Source organism: Streptomyces sp. NEAU-174, from assembly GCF_052665095.1.
In genome coordinates, this window is the sequence record NZ_JBQTCE010000002.1 from 818,609 (window position 1) to 844,822 (window position 26,214).

Sequence of the window (26,214 nt, forward strand, 5' to 3'; positions counted from 1 at the left end):
CTCAAGCTCCTTCGTCCATCTGCTGCGCTGTCGCTTCGAACTCGTCCAACTCGCTCTGACTGATGTCCACCAACGGGAAGTCGGAAGGGGTGTGGCCCCCGATACCGGTGTCGGCGTCCGCGTCCGTGGTGTGCGTGGTCAGCCCGGTGAGCATCGCGGCCCAGCCGTCCAGCAGGCTCCGGGCGGCCGACTCCGCCAGCAGCTCGGACGGCCAGGACACGATGAGGGTGAGCTGCGGGCCGTCGGGCAGGTCGTGGACGACGCCCATGACCTCCAGGGCGTGCATGACCGGGATCCGGTCGTTGGCGCCGCCACCTCGGCCACCGTCACCGGCGGTCTGCCAGGCATGTTGCTCGACGGGCCGCTGACCCTGTTCGCCCTGGTGCTGCCGGCCGGGGAACCGGCCCAGGTAGTTGAAGCCGATCTGGGCGGTGGGCAGGGTGGTGAGCGCGGGCGCGGTCTCGGGGTTGAGATACCGGAGCATCCCGTAGCCGAGCCCGTCACCGGGGACGGCGCGGAGCTGTTCCTTGATGCGCTTGATGGCCCGTCCCGCCACGGCCCCGCCGGAGCGCAGCTCCATGACATCGACGACGCCGACGTCGAGCCGCACCGGGTAGCTGCTGGTGAACCAGCCCACCGTACGCGTCAGATCCACGCCCTCCGCCAACGGCACCCGGCCATGGCCCTCGAGGTCCAGCAGGACCCCGGGCGTGTCCTCCTGGCCCTGGCGGCGCCGCCAATCGGCCAACGCCGCGGTCAGGCCGGTCAGCAGTACGTCGTCGACACCCGCGTGGAACGCCGTCGGCACGGTGGTCAACAGCGCCGATGTGACCTCCGTGGACACCTTCACCGACAGCTGCCGGACGGTGGCGCCGAGGTCCCGCTCCGGGTCCACGGGCCGCGAGGTGAGGAGGGGGGCGTGGCCGTCCAATAGCTCGGTCCAGGCGGAGAGTTCGGCGAGCCGCGGTTGCCCGGTGGCTTCGGTCCGCAGGGCGCGGGCCCAGTGCCGGAAGGAGGTGGGCACCGGCTCCAGCACGACCTCACGGCCGGCGGCCAGTTCGGTATACGCCTCGGCCAGGTCGGGCACGAGGACGCGCCAGGAAACGCCGTCCACGACCAGGTGGTTGAGGAGGATCAGCAACCGGCCTGGGGTGTCCGGGCCGAGGTCGAACCAGACCACCTGCATCATCACACCCGCGCGCGGATCGAGCCGATCCGCGGCGGCCCGCGCCTGCTCGGCGATCAGGCGCTCGAGGTCACCCCCGGCCGCACTCACATCGATCCGGTGCACCCACGGGGCCACGGACACGGTCGGGGGGACGAGGAGGCGAGCCTCGGGCTCGGTCTCCAGTCGGGCCCGCAGAATGTCGTGGTGATCGGCCACCGCCTGGACGGCAGCGGTCAGCGTCTCGAGCCGCAGCCCCGCCGGAGCCACCACCACCGTGGACTGGAACACCGCACCTATACGCTCTGCTCCGGCCCGGTCCAGCAGCTCATGCATGACGGGGGTCAACGGCACCTCGCCCGTGCCCGGATCGCCGCTCCCCTCCAGGCCACCGGGGGCAGCGGCATCACCGGCCACCAGCGCCAACTCCGCAGGGGTCCGGCGCTCGAACACCTGCCGGGCGCTCACCACCAGACCGGCCTTACGCGCCCTCGACACCAGCAGCATCGACATGATCGAGTCACCGCCGAGCTCGAAGAACGACGCATCGGCACTGACCTCATCGAGGCCAAGCACCTCGGCGAAGAGCCCACAGAGGATCTCTTCGGTCGGGGTGGCCGGACCCCGGCCCGTCACGGTGGCTGTGGCGTCGGGGGCCGGGAGCGCGGCACGGTCCAGCTTGCCGTTGACGGTGAGCGGCAGCGCGTCCAGCACGACGATCGCCGGGACCATGTACTCCGGCAGCCGGTCCGCCGCGAACGCGCGTACCGCCGCCACATCCAGCTCCCCGTTGGGGACCACGTACGCGACCAGCCGCTTGTCCCCCGGCCCGTCGCCACGTACCACCACCGCGACCTGGCCCACGCCCTCGCAGGCGGCCACCACCGCCTCGATCTCGCCCGGCTCGACGCGGAAACCACGCACCTTGACCTGCTCATCGACGCGACCCGCGAAGACGAGGTCACCGTCGGCGGTCCACTTCGCCAGGTCGCCACTGCGATACATCCGGCCGCCCGGGGCGGCGAACGGGCAGGCCACGAAACGCTCGGCGGACAGGTCCGGCCGACCGATATAGCCCCGGGCCAGCCCGGCACCCGCGATATACACCTCACCCGTCACGCCCACAGGCACCGGCTTGAGGAAGGTGTCCAGCACGAACACCTTGCTGTTGGGCAGGGGGCGGCCTATGGGCGGTGCTGTGCCCAGTCCGGGATCGAGGGGCATGGCGGTGGCCGTGGTGATGACGGTGGCCTCGGTCGGCCCGTAGGTGTTCCACACCCGCGCACCCGCCGACCACCGACCAGCCAGCTCCGCGCTCAACCGCTCCGCGCCCAGCACCCAATTGCTCACACCCGGCACGGCATCCGGATCCAGCACCCCGAGCAACGACGGCACCACGCTTGCGACTTGCACCCCACACCGGCCGATCATCTCCGCCAGCGCCCGCGGATCCTTACGCTCCTCCGCACCCGCCACCGCCAACGTCCCGCCAGCAGCGAGGGTGACGGCGACATCGAGAACGGCGGCGTCAAAGCTGAACGACGCGAACTGCAACGCCACCACACCCGCGTCCATCCCCAGCACCGGACGCATCGCCTCAGCCAGATTCGCCACACCACCATGCGCGACAGCCACACCCTTCGGCCGCCCCGTCGAACCCGACGTATAGATCACATACGCCAACTGGCCCGGGACGACGACCGTCCCCAACGGCTCCGCCGAGAAGGCATCGGCACCGCCGAGAAGGATGGCGCGGGCGTCACCGAGGGGGACGTCGTTGAGGCAGTCGGCCGTGCCCAGGACGACTTCGGCGCCACTGTCCGCGATCACAAAGCCCAACCGATCCGCCGGATACTCCGGATCCAACGGAACGAACGCCCCACCCGCCTTCCACACCGCCAACTCCGCCACCACCATGTCCACCGACCTCGGCAAACACAACGCAACCCGCGACTCCCGACCAACACCAGCACCGGCCAACAACCGCGCCAACCGATTCGCCCGCCGATCCAACTCCCCATACGACAGGGCCTCATCACCGCACCGCACCGCCACCACATCCGGCGCCGCCGCGACCCGCGCCTCGATGCGCTCCACGATCGAACCGCCGGGCAGCACGGTCTCCGTGGCGTTCCACTCCGCCACCACCCGAGCCCGCTCCACCTCCCCCACCACATCAATCTCACTGACCCGCACCCCCGGATCAGCCGCCACCGCCTCCAACACCCGCACCAACCGCTCCACCAACCCCCGCGCCGTACCCACATCAAACAAATCCACCGCAAACAACAACGCCCCACCCAACCCCGCCGGCGCCCCCACACCATCACGATGCTCGATCAGCGTCACCGACAGGTCGAAGCGGGCCACGGGGTCCGCGGTCGACGGCAGCGTGTCGACCTCCAGGCCGGGCAGCTCCCACTTCTCCGGCGCGGCGCTCTGGAGCGCCAGCATGACCTGGAACAGCGGGTTGCGCGCCAGCGAGCGTTCCGGGCTCAGCACATCCACCAGCCGCTCGAAGGGCACGTCCTGATGCGCGTACGCGGCCAGATCGGTCTCCCGCACCCGCGCCAGCACCTCGTTGAACGTCGGGTCGGCGCTGACGTCCGTCCGCAAGACCAGTGTGTTGACGAAGAACCCGGCCAGGGCGTCCATGGCCTCGTCGCCACGACCTGCGATCGCGGTGCCGATGGGGATGTCCGTGCCCGCGCCCAGCCGGGCCAGCAGCACGGCCAGTGCGGCCTGGGCGACCATGAACATGGTGGCGTTGCCCTGCTGGGCGGCCGCCACCAGCCGGGCGTGGGTCTCGGCGTCCACATGCAGGGGCACCGTGCCGCCCCGGAAGGACGACGCGGGCGGGCGCGGCCGGTCGGTCGGCAGCGTCAGTTCCTGGGGCGCACCGGCCAGGGCCGCGCGCCAGTAGTCCAGCTGGCCGCTGATCACGCTGTCCGGGTCCTCGATATCGCCCAGCACGTCGCGCTGCCAGAGCGCGTAGTCCGCGTACTGCACCGGCAGCGGCCGCCATCCCGGGGCGTCGCCCGCCCGACGGGCGGCGTACGCCACGCCGATGTCCCGCGCCAGCACACCCATCGACCAACCGTCCACCGCGATGTGGTGCGCCACGATCAGCAGCACGTACTCCATGGGCCCGGTGGCCAACAGCCGGATGCGCCAGGGCAGATCGGCGCTCAGCTCGAAGCCACGCCCGGACTGCGCCGCGAGTGTCGCGCCGAGCTCGTCCGGTGTGGTCTCCACGACGATCAGCGGCGGTCGGCCCGCCTCGCCCTCCAGCACCTGCTGCCGAGGCTCGCCGTCCGTCTCGGGGAAGATCGTGCGCAGGCTCTCGTGCCGGTCGGCGACATCACCCAGCGCGGCCTCCAGCGCGGCGATGTCCAGGTCGCCCGAAATCCGCAACGCCAGCGGCAGGTTGTAGCCCGCGCCTTCGCCGACGCCTTCGAGCCGGTTGAGGAACCACATCCGCTGCTGGGCGTACGAGAGCGGCAGCACCTCCGGCCGGGTCCGTGCCGTCAGCGCGGCCCGGGTGGTGCCGTCCTCGCGGGCGTCGAGCAGCCGGGCGACCCCGGCCACCGTCGGCTCCGTGAACAGCCTGCCGATCCCGATGTCGGTGTTCAGCACCGACCGGATCCGGGCGATCAGCCGCATGGCGAGCAGAGAGTCGCCACCGAGTTCGAAGAACGAGTCTTCCGCGCCGACCCGTTCCAGGCCAAGCACCTCGGCGAAGAGCCCGCAAAGGATCTCCTCGGCCGGAGTGGCCGGGCCCCGGCCGGAGATGGTGGCGGCGAAGTCGGGGGCCGGGAGGGCGGCGCGGTCGAGCTTGCCGTTGGCGGTGACGGGGAGGGTGTCGAGGGGGACCAGGGCGGTCGGGACCATGTACTCGGGCAGCCGCTCGACCATGTACTCCCGCAGCCCGGCCAGGCCACTCTCGCCGTCGCCGCTGCGTACGACGTAGGCCACCAGGCGCTTGTCGCCCTGCCGGTCGCCCTCGCGGACGACGACCGCGACCTGGCCCACACTCTCGTGCGCGGCAAGCACGGCCTCGATCTCACCCGGCTCCACCCGGAAACCACGGATCTTCACCTGCTCATCCGCCCGCCCCGCGAACACCAGCTCACCATCGGCCGTCCACCGCGCCAGGTCACCCGTGCGATACATCCGCCCACCCGCGAACGGACACGCCACGAAGCGCTCCGCCGACAGCCCCGGCCGACCGAGATAGCCATGAGCGAGCCCGGCGCCCGCGAGATAGAGCTCGCCGTTGACGCCCGGGGGCACGGGGTTGAGGTGCTCATCGAGGACGAACGCCTTGGTGTTGTCGCGCGGCCGGCCGATCGGCAGCACCGCCGGAGCCACCGCCTCAGGAACCACCGCATACGTCGTGGCGCACAAGGTGGCCTCGGTCGGACCGTACAAATGCCGGACGACAATCCCCGGGCACGCAGCCTTCACCTGAGCCACCGCACCAGCAGGCACCACATCGCCACCGGTCAGCACCTCCGCCAGACCCGACAGACACTCCGGCGACTCCTCAGCCAACACACCGAACAGGCCAGCCGTGACGTGCACAGCCGTCAGCCCATGTGCCTTCACCAAACCCGCCAACACCGCCGCGTCCACCCGGCCCGGCGGCGCCACCACCACCTGCCCGCCACTGACCAGCGGCACCCACACCTCAAAGACCGCCGCATCAAACGCATGCGGCGCATGCATCAACACCCGACCCCGCGCCGCCGCACTCCAACACCCATCCACCACCAACGCGGCCACCGCACCATGACTGACCGCCACACCCTTCGGCACACCCGTCGACCCCGACGTAAACATCACATACGCCACATCCCCAGCCGAAACCACCACCTCCGGCGCACCCTCCATCCCCCCGAACAGCTCATCCACCGCCACCGCACCCGGCACCCCAAGCCCCCCATCCGCCACCACCAAACCCACCTGCCCCAACACCAACCCCCGCCGCGCCACCGGCCACCCCACATCCACCGGCACAAACCCCGCACCCACCCTCAACACACCCAGCCACACCGCCACCAACTCCACCGACCGCTCCATCACCACACCCACCAGATCACCACGCCCCACACCCCGCCCGGCCAACGCACCCGCCACCCGATCCGCACGCTCGGCCAACTCGCCATACGACCACTCCCGGCCGTCCGCCCCCACCACGGCCACCGCATCCGGCGCCTCCGCCACCCGCGCCGCGAACAACTCCACCAACGACACTCCGGACACCGAACGCTCCGTGGCATTCCACTCCCCCACCACCCGCGAACGCTCGCCCTCCCCCAACACATCGATCTCACTCACCCGCATCCCAGGCTCAGCCGCCACCTGCTCCAACACCCGCACCAACCGCCCCGCCAACAACCGCACCGTGCCCTCATCGAACAGATCGGTCGCATACAACAGTCCACCCACGAGCCCGGCCGGATCGCCTTCGCTGTCCCGGCGTTCGGCCAGGGTCAGCGACAGGTCGAACTTGGCGGTGGACTCCTGCGAGGTGGCCTCCAGTGGCCCGACCCGCAACCCGGACAGATTCCACCGGTCCTGGGACGCTGGCAGGTTCTGGAGGACGAGGGTGATCTGGAACAGCGGGTTTCGGGAGAGCGACCGGGTCGGGTTGAGATCCTCGACCAGCCGCTCGAACGGCACATCCTGATGCGCGTACGCCGCCAGATCGGTCTCCCGCACCCGCGCGAGCAACTCGTCAAAACCCGGGTCGGCGCTCAGATCGGTGCGCAGCACCAGCGTGTTGACGAAGAAACCGGCCAGCCCATCCAGCGCAGCATCGCCACGGCCCGCCGTCGCCGTGCCGATGGGGATGTCCGTGCCCGCGCCCAGCCGCGACAGCAGAACCCCCAGCGCCGCGTGGACGACCATGAACATCGTCGCCCGGCCACGCCGCGCCAGCTCCACCAGCCGGGCGTGGGTCTCCGCGTCCACCTCCACCGGGAAAGTGCGCCCGTGGAACGTCGGCGTGGCCGGTCGGGGCCGGTCGGTCGGCAGGTCCAGCTCCTCGGGCGCGCCGGCGAGCGTCCGCCGCCAGTAGTCCAGCTGCGCGCTGATCACACTCTGCGGATCGCCGAGGTCGCCCAGCACCTCACGCTGCCACAGGGCGTAGTCCCCGTACTGCACGGGCAGGGGCTCCCAGCCCGGGAGTCGGCCCTGGTGGCGGGCGGTGTAGGCGGTCTCCAGGTCCTGTGCGAGAACGCCCATCGACCAGCCGTCCACCGCGATGTGGTGCGCCACGATCAGCAGCACGTAGTCCGTGGGGCCGGTCCTGAGCAGCCGGATCCGCCAGGGCAGATCGACGCTGACATCGAAGCCGCGGCCCACGTGGGCCGTGAGGGCGTCGTCGATCTCGTCCTCGGTGGTGTCCACCACGACCAGCGGCGGCCTGCCCGCGGCGCCTTCGAGCACCTGCTGACGCGGAACGCCTTCGCTCGCCGGGTAGATCGTGCGCAGGCTCTCGTGCCGGTCGGCGACATCGCCCAGCGCGGCCTCCAGCGCCGCGAAGTCCAGTTCGCCGGACATCCGCAAGGCCAGGGGGAGGTTGTACGCCGCGCCCTCGCCCGCGCCTTCGAGCTGGTTGAGGAACCACATCCGCTGCTGCTCGAACGACAGCGGCAGCACCTCGGGCCGGGGCCGCGCCGTCAGCGCGACGTGGGTCTGACCAGTTGCCGCATCCACCAGGCGGGCCACGCCGACGACCGAGGAGGCGGCGAAGAGCTCCCCGATGGTGAGCTCCGCCCCCAGGACGGCGCGGATGCGGGCGATGAGCCGCATGGCGAGCAGGGAGTCGCCACCCAGCTCGAAGAAGGACGCCTCCGCGTCCACCCAGTCCAGCCCGAGCACCTCGCCGAAGACCCCGGCGACGATCTCCTCGACCGGAGTGGCCGGGCCCCGGCCGGAGGTGGTGGCGGCGAACTCCGGGACGGGGAGCGCGGTGCGGTCCAGCTTGCCGTTGGCGGTGACGGGGAGGGTGTCAAGGGCCATCACGGCCGCCGGGACCATGTACTCGGGCAGCCGCTCGGCCACGTACTCCCGCAGCCCGGCCAGGCCACTCTCGCCGTCGCCGCTGCGTACGACGTAGGCCACCAGGCGCTTGTCGCCCTGCCGGTCGCCCTCGCGGACGACGACCGCGACCTGGCCCACACTCTCGTGCGCGGCAAGCACCGCCTCGATCTCACCCGGCTCCACCCGGAAACCACGGATCTTCACCTGCTCATCCGCCCGCCCCGCGAACACCAGCTCACCATCGGCCGTCCACCGCGCCAGGTCACCCGTGCGATACATCCGCCCACCCGCGAACGGACACGCCACGAAGCGCTCCGCCGTGAGGCGAGGGTGTCCCGTGTACCCACGGGCGAGTCCCGCTCCGGCGAGATAGAGCTCGCCCCTCACCCCGACCGGAACGGGCTTGAGGTGCTCATCGAGGACGAACGCCTTGGTGTTGTCGCGCGGCCGGCCGATCGGCAACACCGCCGGAGCCACCGCCTCAGGAACCACCGCATACGTCGTGGCACACAAGGTGGCCTCGGTCGGACCGTACAGATGCCGCACCACAATCCCCGGGCACGCGGCCTTCACCTGAGCCACCGCACCAGCAGGCACCACATCACCACCGGTCAGCACCTCCGCCACCCCCGACAGACACTCCGGCGACTCCTCAGCCAACACACCGAACAAACCAGCCGTCACATGCACAGCCGTCAGCCCATGCGCCTTCACCAAACCCGCCAACCCCATCGCATCCAGCCGACCCGGCGGCGCCACCACCACCCGACCACCGCTCACCAACGGCACCCACACCTCAAAGACCGCCACATCAAACGCATGCGGCGCATGCATCAACACCCGACCCCGCGCCGCCGCACTCCAACACCCATCCACCACCAACGCGGCCACCGCACCATGACTGACCGCCACACCCTTCGGCACACCCGTCGAACCCGACGTAAACATCACATACGCCACGTCCCCGGCCGAAACCACCACCTCCGGCACCGGCGCACTATCCGTCCCACCCAACAGCTCATCCACCGCCACCGCACCCGGCACCCCAAGCCCCCCATCCGCCACCACCAAACCCACCTGCCCCAACACCAACCCCCGCCGCGCCACCGGCCACCCCACATCCACCGGCACAAACCCCGCCCCCACCCTCCACACACCCAGCCACACCACCACCAACTCCACCGACCGCTCCATCACCACACCCACCAGATCACCACGCCCCACACCCCGCCCGGCCAACGCACCCGCCACCCGATCCGCACGCTCCCCGAGCTGCGCGTACGACCACTCCTCGCCACCGGCGCCGACCACCGCCACCGCATCCGGGCAGGCAGCGGCCCGCGCCGCGAACAACTCCACCAACGACACCCCGGACACCGAACGCTCCGTGGCATTCCACTCCCCCACCACCCGCGAACGCTCGCCCTCCCCCAACACATCAATCCCACTGACGCGCACCCCAGGATCAGCCGCCACCTGCTCCAACACCCGCACCAACCGCCCCGCCAACAACCGCACGGTGTCTTCGTCGAACAGATCGGTCGCGTAGAGCAGCGAGCCCATCAGCCCCGTCGGCGCTCCCTCCTCGTCGCGGCGCTCGGCCACCGTCGCCGACAGATCGAACCGGGCCGCCGGAGAGGCTGCCGGGAGACCGCTCACCTCCAGACCGGCCAGCTCCCACGGCCGACGGCCCTGCGGCAGGTTCTGCATGGTGAGCGACACCTGGAAGAGCGGGTGCCGGCCCAGCGACCGGGTGGGGTTGAGATCCTCGACCAGCCGCTCGAACGGCACGTCCTGATGCGCGTACGCCGCCAGGTCGGTCTCCCGCACCCGGGCCAGCAGTTCGATGACCGACGGGTCGCCACTCAGGTCGGTGCGCAGCACCAGCGTGTTGATGAAGAACCCGGCCAGCCCGTCCAGCGCCGCGTCACCACGGCCCGCCGTCGCCGTGCCGATGGGGATGTCCGTACCCGCACCCATCCGCGACAGCACAACCGCCAGCGCCGTGTGCATCACCATGAACATCGTCGCCCGGCCACGTTGGGCGAGCTCCACCAGCCGGGCGTGGGTCTCCGCGTTCACCTCGAACGGCATTTCGCCGCCGATGAAGGAGGACACCGCAGGTCGGGGCCGGTCGGTCGGCAGGTCCAGCTCCTGCGGGGCACCGGCGAGCGCCTGCCGCCAGTAGTCCAGCTGCCCGCTGATGACACTCTGCGGATCGCCGAGGTCGCCCAGCACCTCACGCTGCCACAGGGCGTAGTCCCCGTACTGCACCGGCAGGGGCTCCCACCCGGGCAGTCGGCCCGCGCGCCGGGCCGCATAGGCCGTGCCGATGTCGCCCGCGAGAATGCCCATCGACCAGCCGTCGGCCGCGATGTGGTGGACGGCGCCCGCGAGGACGTACTGGGCCGGGCCGGTCACCAAGAGCCGTACGCGCCACGGCAGTTCGCGTCGGACATCGAACGGCTGGTTCGCGTACGCCGCGAGCTGCGCGGGCACCTCGTCCGCGGCGGTGTGCACCACCGTCAGCGAGGGACGGCCCGCCGCGCCGTGCAGGACCTGCTGGCAGGGGACGCCCGCGGTCTCCGGGAAGACCGTGCGCAGGCTCTCATGCCGGTCGGCCACATCGCCGAGCGCGGCTTCCAGCGCGGGGATGTCGAGATCGCCGGAGAGCCGCAGGGCCAGCGGGAGGTTGTACGCGGCCCCCTCGCCGGTGGTCTCGAGCCGGTTGAGGAACCACATCCGCTGCTGCTCGAACGACAGCGGCATCGTCTCGGGCCGCGGTCGCGCCGTCAGCGGCGCCCGGGACTCGCCCCCGAGCTCGCCCACCAGCCGGGCGACGCCGGCGACGGTGGGGGTGGCGAACAGATCGCCGATGCTGACCTCCGCGTCGAGGACGGCGCGGATGCGGGCGATGAGCCGCATGGCGAGGAGGGAGTCGCCGCCCAGCTCGAAGAAGGAGGCGTCGGCGCCGACCCACTCCAGGCCGAGGACTTCGCCGTAGAGGCTGCTGAGGATCTCCTCGGTGGGTGTGGCCGGGCCGCGCCCCTCGGCCGCGTCGGTGAAGTCGGGGGCGGGGAGGGCGGCGCGGTCCAGCTTGCCGTTGACGGTGACCGGGAGCGCGTCCAGGGCGACGACCGCGGCGGGGACCATGTGGTCCGGCAGCCGCTCGGCCACGTACTCCCGCAGCCCCGCAGTATTCACATCCCCGTCAGGGACGACGTACGCCACGAGCCGCTTGTCGCCGGGACGGTCCTCCCGTACGACGACGGCGACGTGGCCGACACTCCGATGACCGGCGAGAACCGCCTCGATCTCGCCGGGTTCGACGCGGAAGCCACGCACCTTGACCTGGTCGTCGGCCCGGCCACCGAAGACGAGTTGGCCGTCCCCGGTCCACTTGGCGAGGTCGCCGGTGCGATACATCCGCCCGCCGGTGAACGGGCAGGCCACGAAGCGCTCCGCCGTCAGCCCGGGGCGACCGAGATAGCCACGTGCCAAGCCCGGACCCGAGACATACAGCTCACCCAGCACCCCCACGGGGACCGGCCGCAGTCGCTCGTCCAGTACGTAGACGGCGGTATTGGCGATCGGACGGCCGATCGGCACCGGTCCGGACGGCTCCAGAGGCCCGCTCATCGTCGCGCACACGGTCGTCTCGGTCGGCCCGTACCCATTCACCATCCGCCGCCCCGGCGCCCACCGCTCCACCAGCCCCGGCGGACACACCTCACCCGCCACCACCAGCGTCCGCAGACTCCCCGGCAACTCCTCCACCGTCGCCAGCACCGACGGCGGCACCGTCACATGCGTCACACCGAACTCCGCCACCACCTCACTCAACGACCGCTTCGGCGGCAACCTGTCCGCACCCGCCATCACCAACGCGCCACCCGAAAGCAACGCCATACACATCTCCGACACCGCGGCGTCAAAGCTCAACGACGCCAACTGCAACACCCGCGCATCAGCACCCACCGCAAACCGCTCAATCTGCGCAGCCGCCAAATTCCCCAGGCCACGATGCGTCACCGCCACACCCTTCGGCCGCCCCGTCGACCCCGACGTATAGATCACATACGCCACATCATCGAGATCCACGGACACCGCGGGCGCCGATTCACCCTCCGCAGACGGATCCCACACCCAGCACTCCACCCCGGACGGGACCGATCCCCGAGTCTCCTCCGAGCACACGACGAGCGCAGGCGTCGAGTCCTCGACCATCCACCCGATCCGCTCCACCGGATACGCCGGATCCACCGGCACAAACCCCGCCCCCGCCTTCACCACCCCCAACAACACCGCCACCACATCCACCGACCGCTCCAACACCACAGCAACCAAGTCACCGCGCCCCACACCCCGCGCAGCCAACACCCCCGCCACCCGATCCGACCGCTCCCGCAGCTCCGCGTACGACCACTCCTCACCACCCGCACCCACCACCGCCACCGCATCCGGGGAGACGGAGGCCCGCTCGTCGAACAACTCACCCAACGGCCCCATCGGCGCAACCCGGTCAGTGGCGTTCCACCCCTCCACCACCCGCGCCCGCTCGCCGCGCCCCAGCAGCTCGATCTCGCTCACCCGAGCCGCAGGATCCGAGGCGACCTGCTCCAGCACCCGCACCAGCCGCTCCGCCAGCGCGTGCGCGGTGGGCTCGTCGAAGAGGTCCGTGGCATACAGCAGATCGCCGTCGATCCCCACCGGGTTGCCCTCGCCGTCCCGGTGTTCGGCCAGGGTCAACGACAGGTCGACCCGTGCCGCAGCGGCCCCGGGTGTCATCGACCGCACCTCGACGCCCGGCAGCCCCCACTCCCGCGGTGGCATCGTCTGCACGGAGAGCATCACCTGGAACAGCGGGTGCCGGGCCAGTGAGCGGGTGGGGTTGAGTTCCTCGACGAGGTGTTCGAAGGGCAGGTCCTGGTGCGCGTAGGCGGCCAGGTCGGTTTCCCGCACCCGGGCCAGCAGCTCCGCGAAGGTCGGGTCACCGCTCACATCGGTGCGCAGCACCAGCGTGTTGACGAAGAAACCCGCCAGCCCGTCCAGTGCCGCGTCGCCACGCCCCGCGACCGCCGTGCCGATCGGAAGGTCCTTCCCCGCACCCATCCGCGACAGCAGCAGCGCCAGCGCCGCGTGCACGACCATGAACATCGTGGCGTCGCCGCGTCGCGCGAGCTCCACGAGCCGGGCGTGGGTGGGCACATCGATCCGTACCCCGGCCGCCCCGCCACGGTGTGAGGACACGGCGGGCCGGAGGCGGTCGGCCGGAAGTGTCAGCTCCTGGGGCGCGTCGGCCAGGGACCGCCGCCAGTGGTCCAGTTGGGCGCTGATCAGGCTGTCGGGGGTGTCCAGGTCGCCGAGGAGACGGCGCTGCCAGAGCGCGTAGTCGGCGTACTGCACCGGCAGCGGCTCCCACCCCGGCGCCCGGCCTTCCCGACGGGCGGCGTACGCCACTTCCAGGTCCCTGAGCAGCAGATCCATCGTCCAGCCGTCCACCGCGATGTGGTGCGCCACGATCAGCAGGACGTACTCCGCGGGGCCGGTCCTGAGCAGCCGGATCCGCCACGGGAGGTCGGCGCTGAGGTCGAAGCGCTGCTCGGTCTGCTCGGCGAGCACCTGCTCGGCCCGGTCGGCGGAGGTGTCGAGGACGACCATGCGCGGGCGCCCGGCCGAGGGTTCGAGGACGTGCTGGCGCGGCACGCCGTCCGTTTCGGGGTAGATCGTGCGCAGGCTCTCGTGCCGGTCGGCGAGGTCGCCCAGGGCGGCTTCGAGCGCGGGCAGGTCGAGGTCGCCGGAGACGCGGTAGCGCAGTGGCAGGTTGTACGCGGCTTCGCCGCCCTCTTGGGCCTCCTCCATCTGGTTGACGAACCACATCCGCCGCTGCCCGAACGACAGCGGTACGACCTCCGGCCGGGGCTGCGGGGTGAGCGGAAGCCGCACACCGCCGCCACTGGTGAGCTGCCGGGCGACTCCGGCGACGGTCGGCTCGGCGAACAGCTGCCGGAGGCTCAGCTCGGTGTCCAGGACGGCGCGGATCCGGGCGATCAGCCGCATGGCCTGGAGCGAGTCGCCACCCAGCGCGAAGAACGACGCGTCGACGCCGACCTGGTCGAGGCCGAGGATGTCGGCGAACAGCCCGCACAGCGCCTCTTCGATGGGGGTGGCGGGGGCGCGGCGCCCGGTCAGACCCGCGTAGTCGGGGGCGGGCAGGGCGTCGCGGTCGAGCTTGCCGTTCACCGTGACGGGGAGGGAGTCGAGCGCCATCACGGCGGACGGGACGAGATGGTCGGGCAGCCGTTCCGCCACGTACTCCCGTAGCCCGGCCGTGTCCGCGTACTCCCGCAGTCCGGCCGTGTCCGCGTCCTCGCCGGGGACGACGTAGGCGACGAGGCGGCGGTCCCCGGGGCGGTCCTCGCGGACCACGACGGCGGACCGGCGGACGGCCGGGTGGGTGGCGAGGACGGCCTCGATCTCACCGGGTTCCACCCGGAAACCGCGGATCTTGATCTGAGTGTCGGCCCGTCCGACGACGACGAGTTGGCCGTCCGGAGTCCAGTGGGCCAGGTCCCCGGTGCGGTACATCCGTCCGCCGGGGGCGCCGGGTTCGTCGGCGGCGGCGAACGGGCAGGCCACGAAGCGCTCGGCGGTCAGCGCAGAGCGGCCGAGATAGCCGCGGGCCAGGCCGGGGCCGGCGAGGTAGAGCTCTCCCGTGACCCCGGCGGGGACGGGCTGAAGGAACTCGTCCAGGACATACGTCTGCCCGTTCTCGAGCGGCCGTCCGATCGGCACGGGGGCGTCGGCGTCGCCCGGGGTGAGCGGGTCGCTCAGGGTGACGCAGACGGTGGCCTCGGTGGGGCCGTACGCGTTCAGCATCCGCCGCCCCGGCGCGAGCCGTGCCACCAGCGCGGGCGGGCACACCTCGCCCGCGGCCGCGACGGTGGTCACGGTGGCGGGCAGCTCGTCGGCGGCGGCGAGCACGGAGGGCGGCGCGGTCAGATGTGTGACACCGAACTCGGCGGCGACGTCGGCCAGCGACCCGTACGGCGGCAGCATGTCCCGGTCCGCCATGACGAGGGTGGCCCCGGCGGGCAGGGCGGTGCAGAACTCGGCGAACGCGGCGTCGAAGCTGGGCGAGGCGAACTGGAGGACGCGCGCGCCGGGCCCGGACCCGAACCGGGAGATGTGGCTCGCCGCCAGGCTGCCCACTCCGCCGTGGGTGACCACGACGCCCTTCGGGGTGCCGGTGGAGCCGGAGGTGTAGATGACGTACGCGGGGTGCGGCAGCCGCTGCGGCCGGACGCGGTCGGCGTTCCCGGGGGCGGTGGCCGGGCGTGTCGCCAACGCGGCGGCCACGTCCGGGGCGTCGAGGACCAGGCGGGGCGGCGTGTCGGCGTCCGGCGTGTCGGTGTCCGGCACGTCCTCGGGCCCATCGCTGCGTGGCGTGGCGTCGGGCCCCCAAGTGCCCATCACGGCCTCGGGCCCGTCAGTGCACACCGCAGCCTCGGTCCCGCCCGTGCCCAGCACGGCCTCGGTCCCACTCGTGCACAGCACCAGCTTCGGCCGGGCGTCGGCCAGCATGAACGCGATCCGCCGGGCCGGATACCGGGGGTCTATGGGCAGATAGCCCGCGCCCGCCTTGACCACGGCCAGCAGCACGGCCATCAGCTCGACGGACCGCTCCATGGCCACGCCGACCAGGTCCTCGGGCCCGATGCCACGGGCGATCAGCTCGTGTGCCAGCCGGTTGGCGCGCTCCTCCAGCTCCGCGTACGTCAGGCCGCGCTCCGCCCCGACGACGGCCAAGGCATCGGGAGTTCGCCGCACCTGTGCCTCGAACAGCTCGGCCAGCGTGCCCTCCAGCACGCTCCGGGCCGTGTCGTTCCAGTCCTGGACGACGGTCGCCCGCTCGGCCGGGTCGAGGATCCGCAGCCGGCTGAGGGGCACGGTGGGGTCGGCGGCGATCTGCTCCAGCACCGCCGCCAGCCGCCCGGCCAAGGCCTGGACGGTGGCCTCGTCGAACAGCTCGGTGGCGTAGAAGATGTCGCCGCCGATACCGGCCGGGCTGCCGTCCTCGTCGCGGTGTTCGGACAGGTCGACGGAGAGGTCGAAGCGGGCGGCGAGGGAGCCGGGCGGGGTGGGCCGGACCTGGAGGCCGGGCAGGTCCCACTGCGCGGGCGGGACGTTCCGCAGCGACAGCATGACCTGGAACAGCGGGTTGCGGGACAGCGAGCGCGACGGCGCGAGGTCCTCGACGAGATGCTCGAAGGGCACGTCCTGGTGTGCGTACGCGGCCAGGTCGGTCTCCCGCACCCGGGCCAGGAGTTCGGTGAAGGCGGGGTCGCCGCTGAGGTCGGTGCGCAGCACGAGTGTGTTGACGAAGAAGCCGGTCAGCCCGTCCAGCGCGGCGTCGCCACGGCCCGCGGTGGCCGTGCCGATGGGAATGTCCGTGCCCGCGCCCATCCGGGCGAGGAGCGCCGCCAGCGCGGCGTGTACGACCATGAACACCGTGGCCCCGCCGCGCTGCGCGAGCCCGACGAGGCGGGCGTGGGTGGAGGCGTCGATCCGTACGGGAACCAGGCCGCCCGCGTACGACGACACCGCCGGGCGCGGCCGGTCGGCCGGAAGCACCAGCTCCTGCGGCGCGTCGGCGAGAGCGTCGTGCCAGTAGGCGAGCTGGTCGCTCAGCAGGCTGTCCGCGTCGCCCCGCTCCCCCAGCAGCCGCCGCTGCCAGAGGGCGAAGTCGGCGTACCGCACCGGCAGCGGCTCCCAGACCGGCGCCCGCCCCTGCCGACGTGCGGCGTAGGCCGTACTGAGGTCCCGTGCGAGGACACCCATCGACCAGCCGTCGGCCGCGATGTGGTGGGCCACGATGAGCAGCACGTACTCGGTGGGTCCTGTGACCAACAGCCGTGCCCGCCATGGCAGTTCAGTGCCGAGCTCGAAGCCGCGGCCGGCGTGCGCGCTCAGCTCCGCCTCGACCTGGTCCGCGGGGAGGTCGACGACCACGAGTGGCGGATGCGCCGCGGGGCCGTCCAGCACCCGCTGCCGCGGAACGCCATCGGTCTCCGGGAACACCGTGCGCAGGCTCTCGTGACGGTCGGCGACGTCGGCGAGGGCGGCTTCCAGCGCGCCGGTGTCGAGGTGTCCGGAGAGGCGTAGCGCGAGGGGCATGTTGTAGACGCCCGCGGCTGCCCCCGTGACCCCGGCCCCGGCGGCCTCCGCGCCCTCTGCGTCTTCGCCGGTGGTCGCGAGCCGGTTGAGGAACCACATCCGCTGCTGCCCGTACGACAGCGGCAGTTGCTCGGGGTGCTGGGGGCGCGGCTGTGGCTCCAGCGGTGGCCGTGCGTCGCCGTGCTCGGCGTCGATCCGGCGGGCGGTGTCGGCGACGGTCGGGGTGGCGAACAGATCGGCGATGCGCAGTTCGCTGTCGAGGACGGGGCGGATGCGGGCGATGAGCCGCATGGCGAGGAGGGAGTCGCCGCCGAGCTCGAAGAAGGAGGTGTCGGCGCCCACCTGGTTCAGCCCGAGGACTTCGGCGAAGAGCCCGCAGAGGATCTCCTCGGTGGGGGTGGCGGGCGCGCGTCCCTCGGCGGTGCCCGCGGTGTCGGGGGCGGGGAGGGCGGCGCGGTCCAGCTTGCCGTTGACGGTGAGCGGCAGCGCGTCGAGGGTCACGATGGCCGGGATCATGTACTCGGGCAGCCGGTCGGCGGCGAGGCGGCGCAGGGCCGCCGGGTCGAGCTCACCGGTGGGGACCACATACGCGACGAGGCGCCGGTCCCCGGGGCGGTCCTCGCGGATGACCACGGCGGCCTGGGCCACGGCCGGGTGGCCGCTGAGGACGGCCTCGATCTCACCGGGCTCGACGCGGAAACCACGGACCTTGACCTGCTCATCGACCCGTCCCGCGAAGATCAGATCACCCTCGGCGGTCCACTTCGCCAGGTCGCCACTGCGATACATCCGGCCGCCCGGGGCGGCGAACGGACAGGCCACGAAACGCTCGGCGGACAGATCCGGCCGACCGATATAACCCCGAGCCAGCCCGGCACCGGCGATATACACCTCGCCCGTAACGCCCACAGGCACCGGCTTGAGGAACTGGTCGAGCACATAGACGCGGGCGTTGGGGAGGGGACGGCCAATCGGCGGGGCCTCCTTCAGCGCGGCGTCCAGCGGAGTGGCGGTCGCGGTGGTGATGACGGTGGCCTCGGTCGGGCCGTAGGTGTTCCACACCCGCGCACCCGCAGACCACCGACCAGCCAGCTCCGCACTCAACCGCTCCGCGCCCAGCACCCAGTTCCGCACACCCTGGACGGCGTCCGGATCCAGCACCCCGAGCAGCGACGGCACCACGCTTGCGACTTGCACCCCACACCGGCCGATCATCTCCGCCAGCGCCCGCAGGTCGTTGCGCTCGGCGGTGGTGGCGACGGCGAGGGTGCCACCGGCGGCGAGGGTGACGGCGACGTCGAGGACGGAGGCGTCAAAGCTGAACGACGCGAACTGCAACGCCACTACGCCCGCGTCCATCCCCAGCACCGGACGCATCGCCTCGGCCAGATTCGCCACGCCACCGTGAGCGACGGCCACACCCTTCGGCCGCCCCGTCGAACCCGACGTATAGATCACATACGCCAATTGGCCCGGGACGATGACCGTCCCCAACGGCTCGGCCGAGTAGGCATCCGCACCCTCAAGAAGGACCGCGCGAGCATCGCCGAGCGGGACGCCATCGAGGCAATCGACCGTGCCCAGGACCACCTCGGCGCCACTGTCCGCGATCACGAAACCCAACCGGTCGGCCGGATACTCCGGATCCAACGGAACGAACGCCCCACCCGCCTTCCACACCGCCAACTCCGCCACCACCATGTCCACCGACCTCGGCAAACACAACGCAACCCGCGACTCCCGACCGACGCCGACCTCGCTCAAAAGCCGCGCCAACCGATTCGCCCGCCGGTCCAACTCCCCGTACGACAACACCTCTTCACCACACCGCACCGCCACCACATCCGGCGCCGCCGCAACCCACCCCTCAAACCGCTCCACAACCGAACCACCGGACAGCGCAGCCTCCGTGGCATTCCACTCCGCCACCACCCGCGACCACTCCGCCTCCCCCAGCACATCCAGCCGACCGACCAACGTCTCCGGATCGGCTACCAGCTGCCCCAGCACCCGCACCAAACGGTCAAGGAGCCCCTGTGCCGCCTCGGGGTCGAACAGGTCCGGGCGGTAGTCCAGCCGCAGCCGCAGCTCCTCCGTCGGGTGGACGCCCAGCGAGAGCGGGAAGTTGGTGGACTCGCGCATCGCCGTGTCGGTGATCCGCAGCCCAGCGGCAGCCGCCGTGGCGTCCTGCCCCCCGACGGGGTGGTTCTCGAACGCCATGATGGTGTCGAAGGTCGCGCCGGGCCCGGTCTGCCGCTGGATCTCGGTGAGGCTCAGATGCTGGTGGTCCAACAGCGCCGACTGCCGTTGCTGTACCTCCGCCAGCAGTTCGGCGACCGTACGCGCCGGGTCCAAGCACACCCGTACGGGCAGTGTGTTGATGAAGAGGCCCAGCATGCTCTCCATGCCGGGGAGGTCGGCGGGGCGCCCCGCCACCGTCGCGCCGAACACCACATCGCGGCGGCCGGTGAGCCGACCGAGCACAACGGCCCAGGCGGCCTGGATCACGGTGTTCAGGGTCAGGCCGTTGCGGCGGGCGAGGTCGCGCAGTCGGCCGGCGAGTTCCGCTCCGGCGTCGGTGGCCGCCTTGCCGGAGGCGACCGGGGCAGTGGACTGTCCGCCCGGTGCCACCAGCGTCGGCTCGTCCGCGCCCGTCAGCTCCTGCCGCCATGCGTCTCGCGCGGCTTCCTTGTCCTGGCGGGCGAGCCAGGCGAGGTAGTCACGGTACGGGGTGACGGGCGGCAGGCCATGCGCGCTGCCCCCGGCCTCGTAACACGTCCACAACTCCCGCATCAGCACCGGCAGCGACCACCCATCCAGCAGGATGTGATGCAGCGTCACCATCATCCGGTACTCATCCGGCCCGACCTTGACCAGCAACACCTTCAGCAACGGCGGCACCGCCAGATCGAAACGCCGCTCCCGCTCCTCGATCCCCAACCGCTCCGACTCCACACGGGCCGTATCCGCCTCCAGCCCGGACAGGTCCTCCTCCCGCCACGGCAGCTCCACGCCCCGGGCGATGACCTGCACCGGCTGCGCCACCCCGGCCAGCTGCCGAAAGCCCGCGCGCAGGCTCTCGTGCCGGTCGAGCAGCGCCTGCCACGCGTCGCGCAGCACCGCGGGGTCCAGCTTGCCCGCCAGGTCCAGCACGAGTTGCTCGACATAGACGTCAATGCCCCGCTCGTCGTACACCGCGTGGAAGAGCAGGCCCTCCTGCAACGGCGACAGCGGCCAGACGTCCTGGACTCGCATCTGAGTCATCGTGCTCCCCCCTTGTCCGCGAGTTCCGCTTCGAGCGCGTCGATCTGGCTCTGGTCGAGCGTGATGAGTGAGAAGTCCGACGGTGTGTGGCCGCCGCCGGAGCCGGTGGTGTGGGTGGCGAGGCCGGTGAGCATCGCCAGCCAGCCATCGGCGAGTTGCCGCATGTCGTCGGGGTGGTGGAGGTGCTGGGGCCAGCCGAGTGTGAGCGTGAGCAGCGGGCCGTCCGGCAGGTCGCGGACCAGGCCGACGGCCTCCAGGGCGTGGGCCAGCGGGACCTCGTCGCCCACTCCGCCGCCGAGACCGCCTTCGGGGGCGGCGGACCAGGCGGCGGCCGTCTGCTCCGGTGTCCCGTCGGCGAAGCGGCCCAGGTAGGTGAAGCCGATCTGGGCGGTGGGCAGCGCGGCGAGCGCGGGCGCGGTCTCGGGGTTGAGATGGCGGAGCAGACCGTGGCCGAGGCCATCGCCCGGGACGGCGCGGAGCTGTTCCTTGATGTGCTTGACGGCCCGTCCCGCCACCGGCCCGCCGCCGCGCAGCCCGGCGAAGTCCTGTGTCGCGGGGTCGAGCCGCACGGGGTACGTGCTGGTGAACCAACCCACCGTACGGGCCAGATCGAGACCGCCGGACGTCCGGCCGTGGCCTTCCACGTCCACGAGGACGCCGCCTTCCGCATGCTGTCCGCGGTGCCGCCGCCACTCCGCGACGGCGGAGGCGAGGGCGGTGAGCAGCACATCGTCGATCCCGGCGTGGAAGGCGGCCGGGACCGCCGTCAGCAGGGTGGCGGTGAGCTCGGCCGAGGCCGTCACGGAGACCCGCCGCAGCGTGGCACCCACGTCGCGGACCGGGTCCAGGGAGCGGTCGCCGAGTGGCGCGTCGGAGCCGCACAGCAGTCGGGTCCAGGCGGGGAGTTCGGCGAGCCGCGGTTGGCCGGTGGCTTCGGTCCGCAGGGCGCGGGCCCAGTGCCGGAAGGAGGTGGGCACCGGCTCCAGCACGACCTCGCGGCCGGCCGCCAGGTCCGCGTACGCCTGGGCGAGGTCCGGGATGAGGACGCGGAGGGAGAGCGTGTCCACGGCGAGGTGGTGGACGGTGAGCAGGAGCCGTCCGGGGGCGCTCGGGCCGAGGTCGAACCAGACCACCTGCGCCATCACCCCGGCCCGCGGATCGAGCCGGGCCGCGGCGGCCCGCGACTGCTCGGCGATCAGGCGCTCGAGGTCACCCCCGGCCGCGCTCGCATCGATCCGGTGCACCCACGGGGCCACGGACACGGTCGGGGGGACGAGGAGGCGGGGCTCGGGCTCGGTGTCCAGTCGGGCCCGCAGAATGTCGTGGTGATCGACCACGGCCTGAACGGCAGCGGTCAGCGTCCCCAGCCGCATCCCCGCCGGAACCCCCACCACGGTCGACTGGAACACCCCAGCTATGCGTTCTGCTCCGGCCCGGTCCAGCAGCTCATGCATGACGGGGGTCAACGGCACCTCGCCCGTGCCCGAATCGCCGCGCCCCGCCAGGCCATCGGCGGTGGCCACATCACGGGCCACCACAGCCAGGTCCGCCGGAGTACGCCGCTCGAACACCTGCCGGGCGCTCACCGCCAGACCGGCCCTACGCGCCCTCGACACCAGCAGCATCGACATGATCGAGTCACCGCCGAGCTCGAAGAACGACGCATCGGCACTGACCTCATCGAGGCCAAGCACCTCGGCGAAAAGCCCACAGAGGACCTCTTCGGCCGGGGTCTCCGCAGCCCGGCCCGACGTCATCTCGGCGGTGTCGGGAGCGGGGAGCGCGGTGCGGTCCAGCTTGCCGTTGACGGTGAGCGGCAGCGCGTCCAGCACGACGATCGTCGGGACCATGTACTCCGGCAGCCGGTCCGCCGCGAACTCCCGTACGGCCGCCACGTCCAGCTCCCCGTGGGGGACCACGTACGCGACCAGCCGCTTGTCCCCCGGCCCGTCGTCACGTACCACCACCGCGACCTGGCCCACGCCCTCGCAGGCGGCCACCACCGCCTCGATCTCACCCGGCTCGACGCGGAAACCACGCACCTTGACCTGCTCATCGACGCGACCCGCGAAGACGAGATCACCCTCGGCGGTCCACTTCGCCAGGTCGCCACTGCGATACATCCGGTCACCCGGGGCGGCGAACGGACAGGCCACGAAACGCTCGGCGGACAGATCCGGGCGACCGATATAACCCCGGGCCAGCCCGGCACCCGCGATATACACCTCACCCGTCACGCCCACAGGCACCGGCTTGAGGAAGGTATCCAGCACGAACACCTTGCTGTTGGGCAGGGGGCGGCCTATGGGCGGTGCTGTGCCCAGTCCGGGATCGAGGGGCGTGGCGGTTGCGGTGGTGATGACGGTGGCCTCGGTCGGCCCGTAGGTGTTCCACACCCGCGCACCCGCCGACCACCGACCAGCCAGCTCCGCACTCAACCGCTCCGCACCCAGCACCCAATTGCTCACACCGGCCACGGCGTCCGGGTCCAGCACCCCGAGCAACGACGGCACCACGCTCGCCACCCGCACCCCACACCGGCCGATCATCTCCGCCAGCGCCTGCGGATCCTTACGCTCCTCCGCATTCGCCACCGCGAGAGTGCCGCCAGCGGCGAGGGTGACGGCGACATCGAGAACGGCGGCGTCAAAGCTGAACGACGCGAACTGCAACGCCACCACACCCGCATCCATCCCCAACACCGGACGCATCGCCTCGGCCAAGTTCGCCACGCCACCGTGGGCGACGGCCACACCCTTCGGCCGCCCCGTCGAACCCGACGTATAGATCACATACGCCAACTGGCCCGGGACGATGACCGTCTCCAACGGCTCGGCGGAGTAGCCGTCCGCTTCCTCCATACGCACAACACGAGCACCACCGACCAGCACCTCGGCCAAGCTCTCCGACGTACCGAGGACCACTCCGGCCCCGCTGTCCGCGATCACGAAACCCAGCCGGTCGGCCGGATACTCCGGATCCAACGGAACGAACGCCCCACCCGCCTTCCACACCGCCAACTCCGCCACCACCATGTCCACCGACCTCGGCAAACACAACGCAACCCGCGACTCCCGACCCACACCAGCACCGGCCAACAACCGCGCCAACCGATTCGCCCGCCGATCCAACTCCCCATACGACAAGGCCGCCTCACCACACCGCACCGCCACCACATCCGGCGCCGCCGCAACCCACCCCTCAAACCGCTCCACAACCGAACCGCCAGACAGCGCAGCCTCCGTGGCATTCCACTCCGCCACCACCCGAGCCCGCTCCACCTCCCCCACCACATCAATCTCACTGACCCGCACCCCCGGATCAGCCGCCACCGCCTCCAACACCCGCACCAACCGCTCCACCAACCCCCGCGCCGTACCCACATCAAACAAATCCACCGCGAACAACAACGCCCCACCCAACCCCGCCGGCGCCCCCACACCATCACGATGCTCGGCCAGGTCCAGCGACAGGTCGAAGCGGGCCGGGACCTGGGCGGCCGCCGGTATTCGTCGGACCCGCAGCCCCGGCAGGCCCCACTGGGGCGCCGGTACGCTCTGGAGGGCCAGCAGGACCTGGAACAGCGGGTTGTGGGAGAGCGAGCGTGACGGGTTCAGGTCCTCGACCAGTCGCTCGAACGGCACGTCCTGATGCGCGTACGCGGCCAGATCGGTCTCCCGCACCTGGGCCAGCAGCTCCGTGAAGGACGGGTCCGCGCTGAGATCGGCGCGGACGACCAGGGTGTTGACGAAGAACCCGGCCAGGTCGTCCAGCGCCGGGTCGCCACGGCCCGCGATCGGCACGCCGATGGTGATGTCGTCGCCCGCACCCACCCTGCTGAGCAGCACCGAGAGGGCGGCGTGCACCACCATGAACATGGTGGCGCGACCACGGCGGGCCACGTCCAGCAGCCGGGCGTGGGTCTCCGCGCCGATCTGGATCGGCACTTCGCCACCGCGGAACGAGGACACCGCAGGACGGGGGCGGTCGGTCGGCAGCGCGAGCTCCTGGGGCGCACCGGCCAGCGCCGCACGCCAGTAGCCGAGCTGCCCACTGACCACGCTGTCCGGGTCCTCGGGATCGCCCAGCACCTCACGCTGCCACAGCGCATAGTCCGCGTACTGCACCGGCAGCGGCTCCCACCCCGGCGCGCCGCCCGCCCGCCGGGCCGCATACGCCGCCCCCAGGTCCCGCGCCAGCACACCCATCGACCAGCCGTCGACGGCGATGTGATGCGCGACGATCAGCAGCACACACTCCGACGGTCCCGTCTTCAACAGCCGTGCCCGCCACGGCAGATCGACGGTCACATCAAAGCCACGGTCGGCGTGCAAACCGAGCTCGGCCGCGAGGAGTTCCTCGCTGGTCTCCACGACGACGAGTCGCGGTCGGCCCGCCTCGCCCTCCAGCACCCGCTGGCGCGGCTCGCCATCGGTCTCGGGAAACAACGTGCGCAGGCTCTCGTGCCGGTCGGCCACATCGCCCAGCGCGGCCTCCAGCGCGGTGACATCCAGCTCTCCGGTCAGCCGAAGGGCCAGCGGCAGGTTGTAGACCGCTCCGGCCCCCGGGTTGGTCTCCTCGAGCCGGTTGAGGAACCACATGCGCCGCTGGGCGTACGAGAGCGGCAGCGCCTCCGGCCTCGGCCGCGGCGTCAGCGGGGGCCGGGCGGCCGTACCTCCCGCCGCCGCGACGAGGCGGGCGACTCCGGCCACCGTGGGGGCGGCGAACAGCTCGCCGATGTTGAGCTCGGTGTCGAGGACGGCGCCGATCCGGGCGATGAGCTTCATCGCGAGGATCGAGTCGCCACCGATGGTGAAGAACGACACCTCGGCGCCCACTCGTTCCAGCCCGAGAACCTCGCGGTACAGGCCGCAGAGGATCTCCTCGGTCGGCGTGGCGGGACCGCGCCCGCCGGCGTCGGTGAAGTCGGGGGCGGGGAGGGCGGCCCGGTCCAGTTTGCCGTTCACCGTGACCGGGAGCGCGTCCAGGGCGACGACGGCAGCGGGGACCATGTGGTCCGGCAGCCGCTCGGCCACGTACTCCCGCAACCCCGCAGTATCCACATCCCCATCGGGGACCACGTACGCCACGAGCCGCTTGTCGCCGGGGCGGTCCTCCCGTACGACCACGGCGACCTGGCCGACAGTCCGATGCCCGGCGAGAACCGCCTCGATCTCACGCGGCTCCACCCGGAAACCACGCACTTTGACCTGGTCGTCCGCGCGCCCACCGAAGATCAGCTCACCATCCGCCGTCCATGTGGCGAGGTCACCGGTGCGATACATCCGCCCGCCCGTGAAGGGACACGCCACGAAGCGTTCCGCCGTCAGCCCGGGGCGGCCGAGGTAGCCCCGCGCGAGCCCCGGGCCCGCGACGTACAGCTCGCCCGCCACACCTTCGGGCACGGGCCGCAGAAACTCGTCGAGTACGAACACCCGTGTGTTGGCGATGGGCCCGCCGATCGGCACCGGCCCGGACGGTTCCAGGAGCCCACTCATCGTCGCGCAGACCGTGACCTCGGTCGGCCCGTACGCATTGACCATCCGCCGCCCCGACGC

General features: G+C 71.7%; 2 protein-coding genes (1 of these 2 running past the window's edge). Both read right to left on the reverse strand.

What is annotated here, in order from left to right; translation table 11 throughout:
* Position 1: 1 nt before the first annotated feature.
* A complete protein-coding gene (locus tag ACT2CW_RS08335) occupies positions 2-20,656 on the reverse strand; it encodes a non-ribosomal peptide synthase/polyketide synthase (protein ID WP_445516093.1) in 20,655 nt (6,884 codons plus the stop codon).
* Positions 20,653-26,214, reverse strand: partial view of an amino acid adenylation domain-containing protein gene (locus ACT2CW_RS08340; protein WP_445516094.1) — the 3' portion only. Its footprint extends 5,289 nt past the window's final position; only the last 5,562 of its 10,851 coding nucleotides appear in the window; its start codon lies beyond the right edge, outside the window — the gene reads right to left on this strand; its stop codon occupies positions 20,653-20,655. The genes ACT2CW_RS08335 and ACT2CW_RS08340 overlap by 4 nt, the downstream gene beginning before the upstream one ends.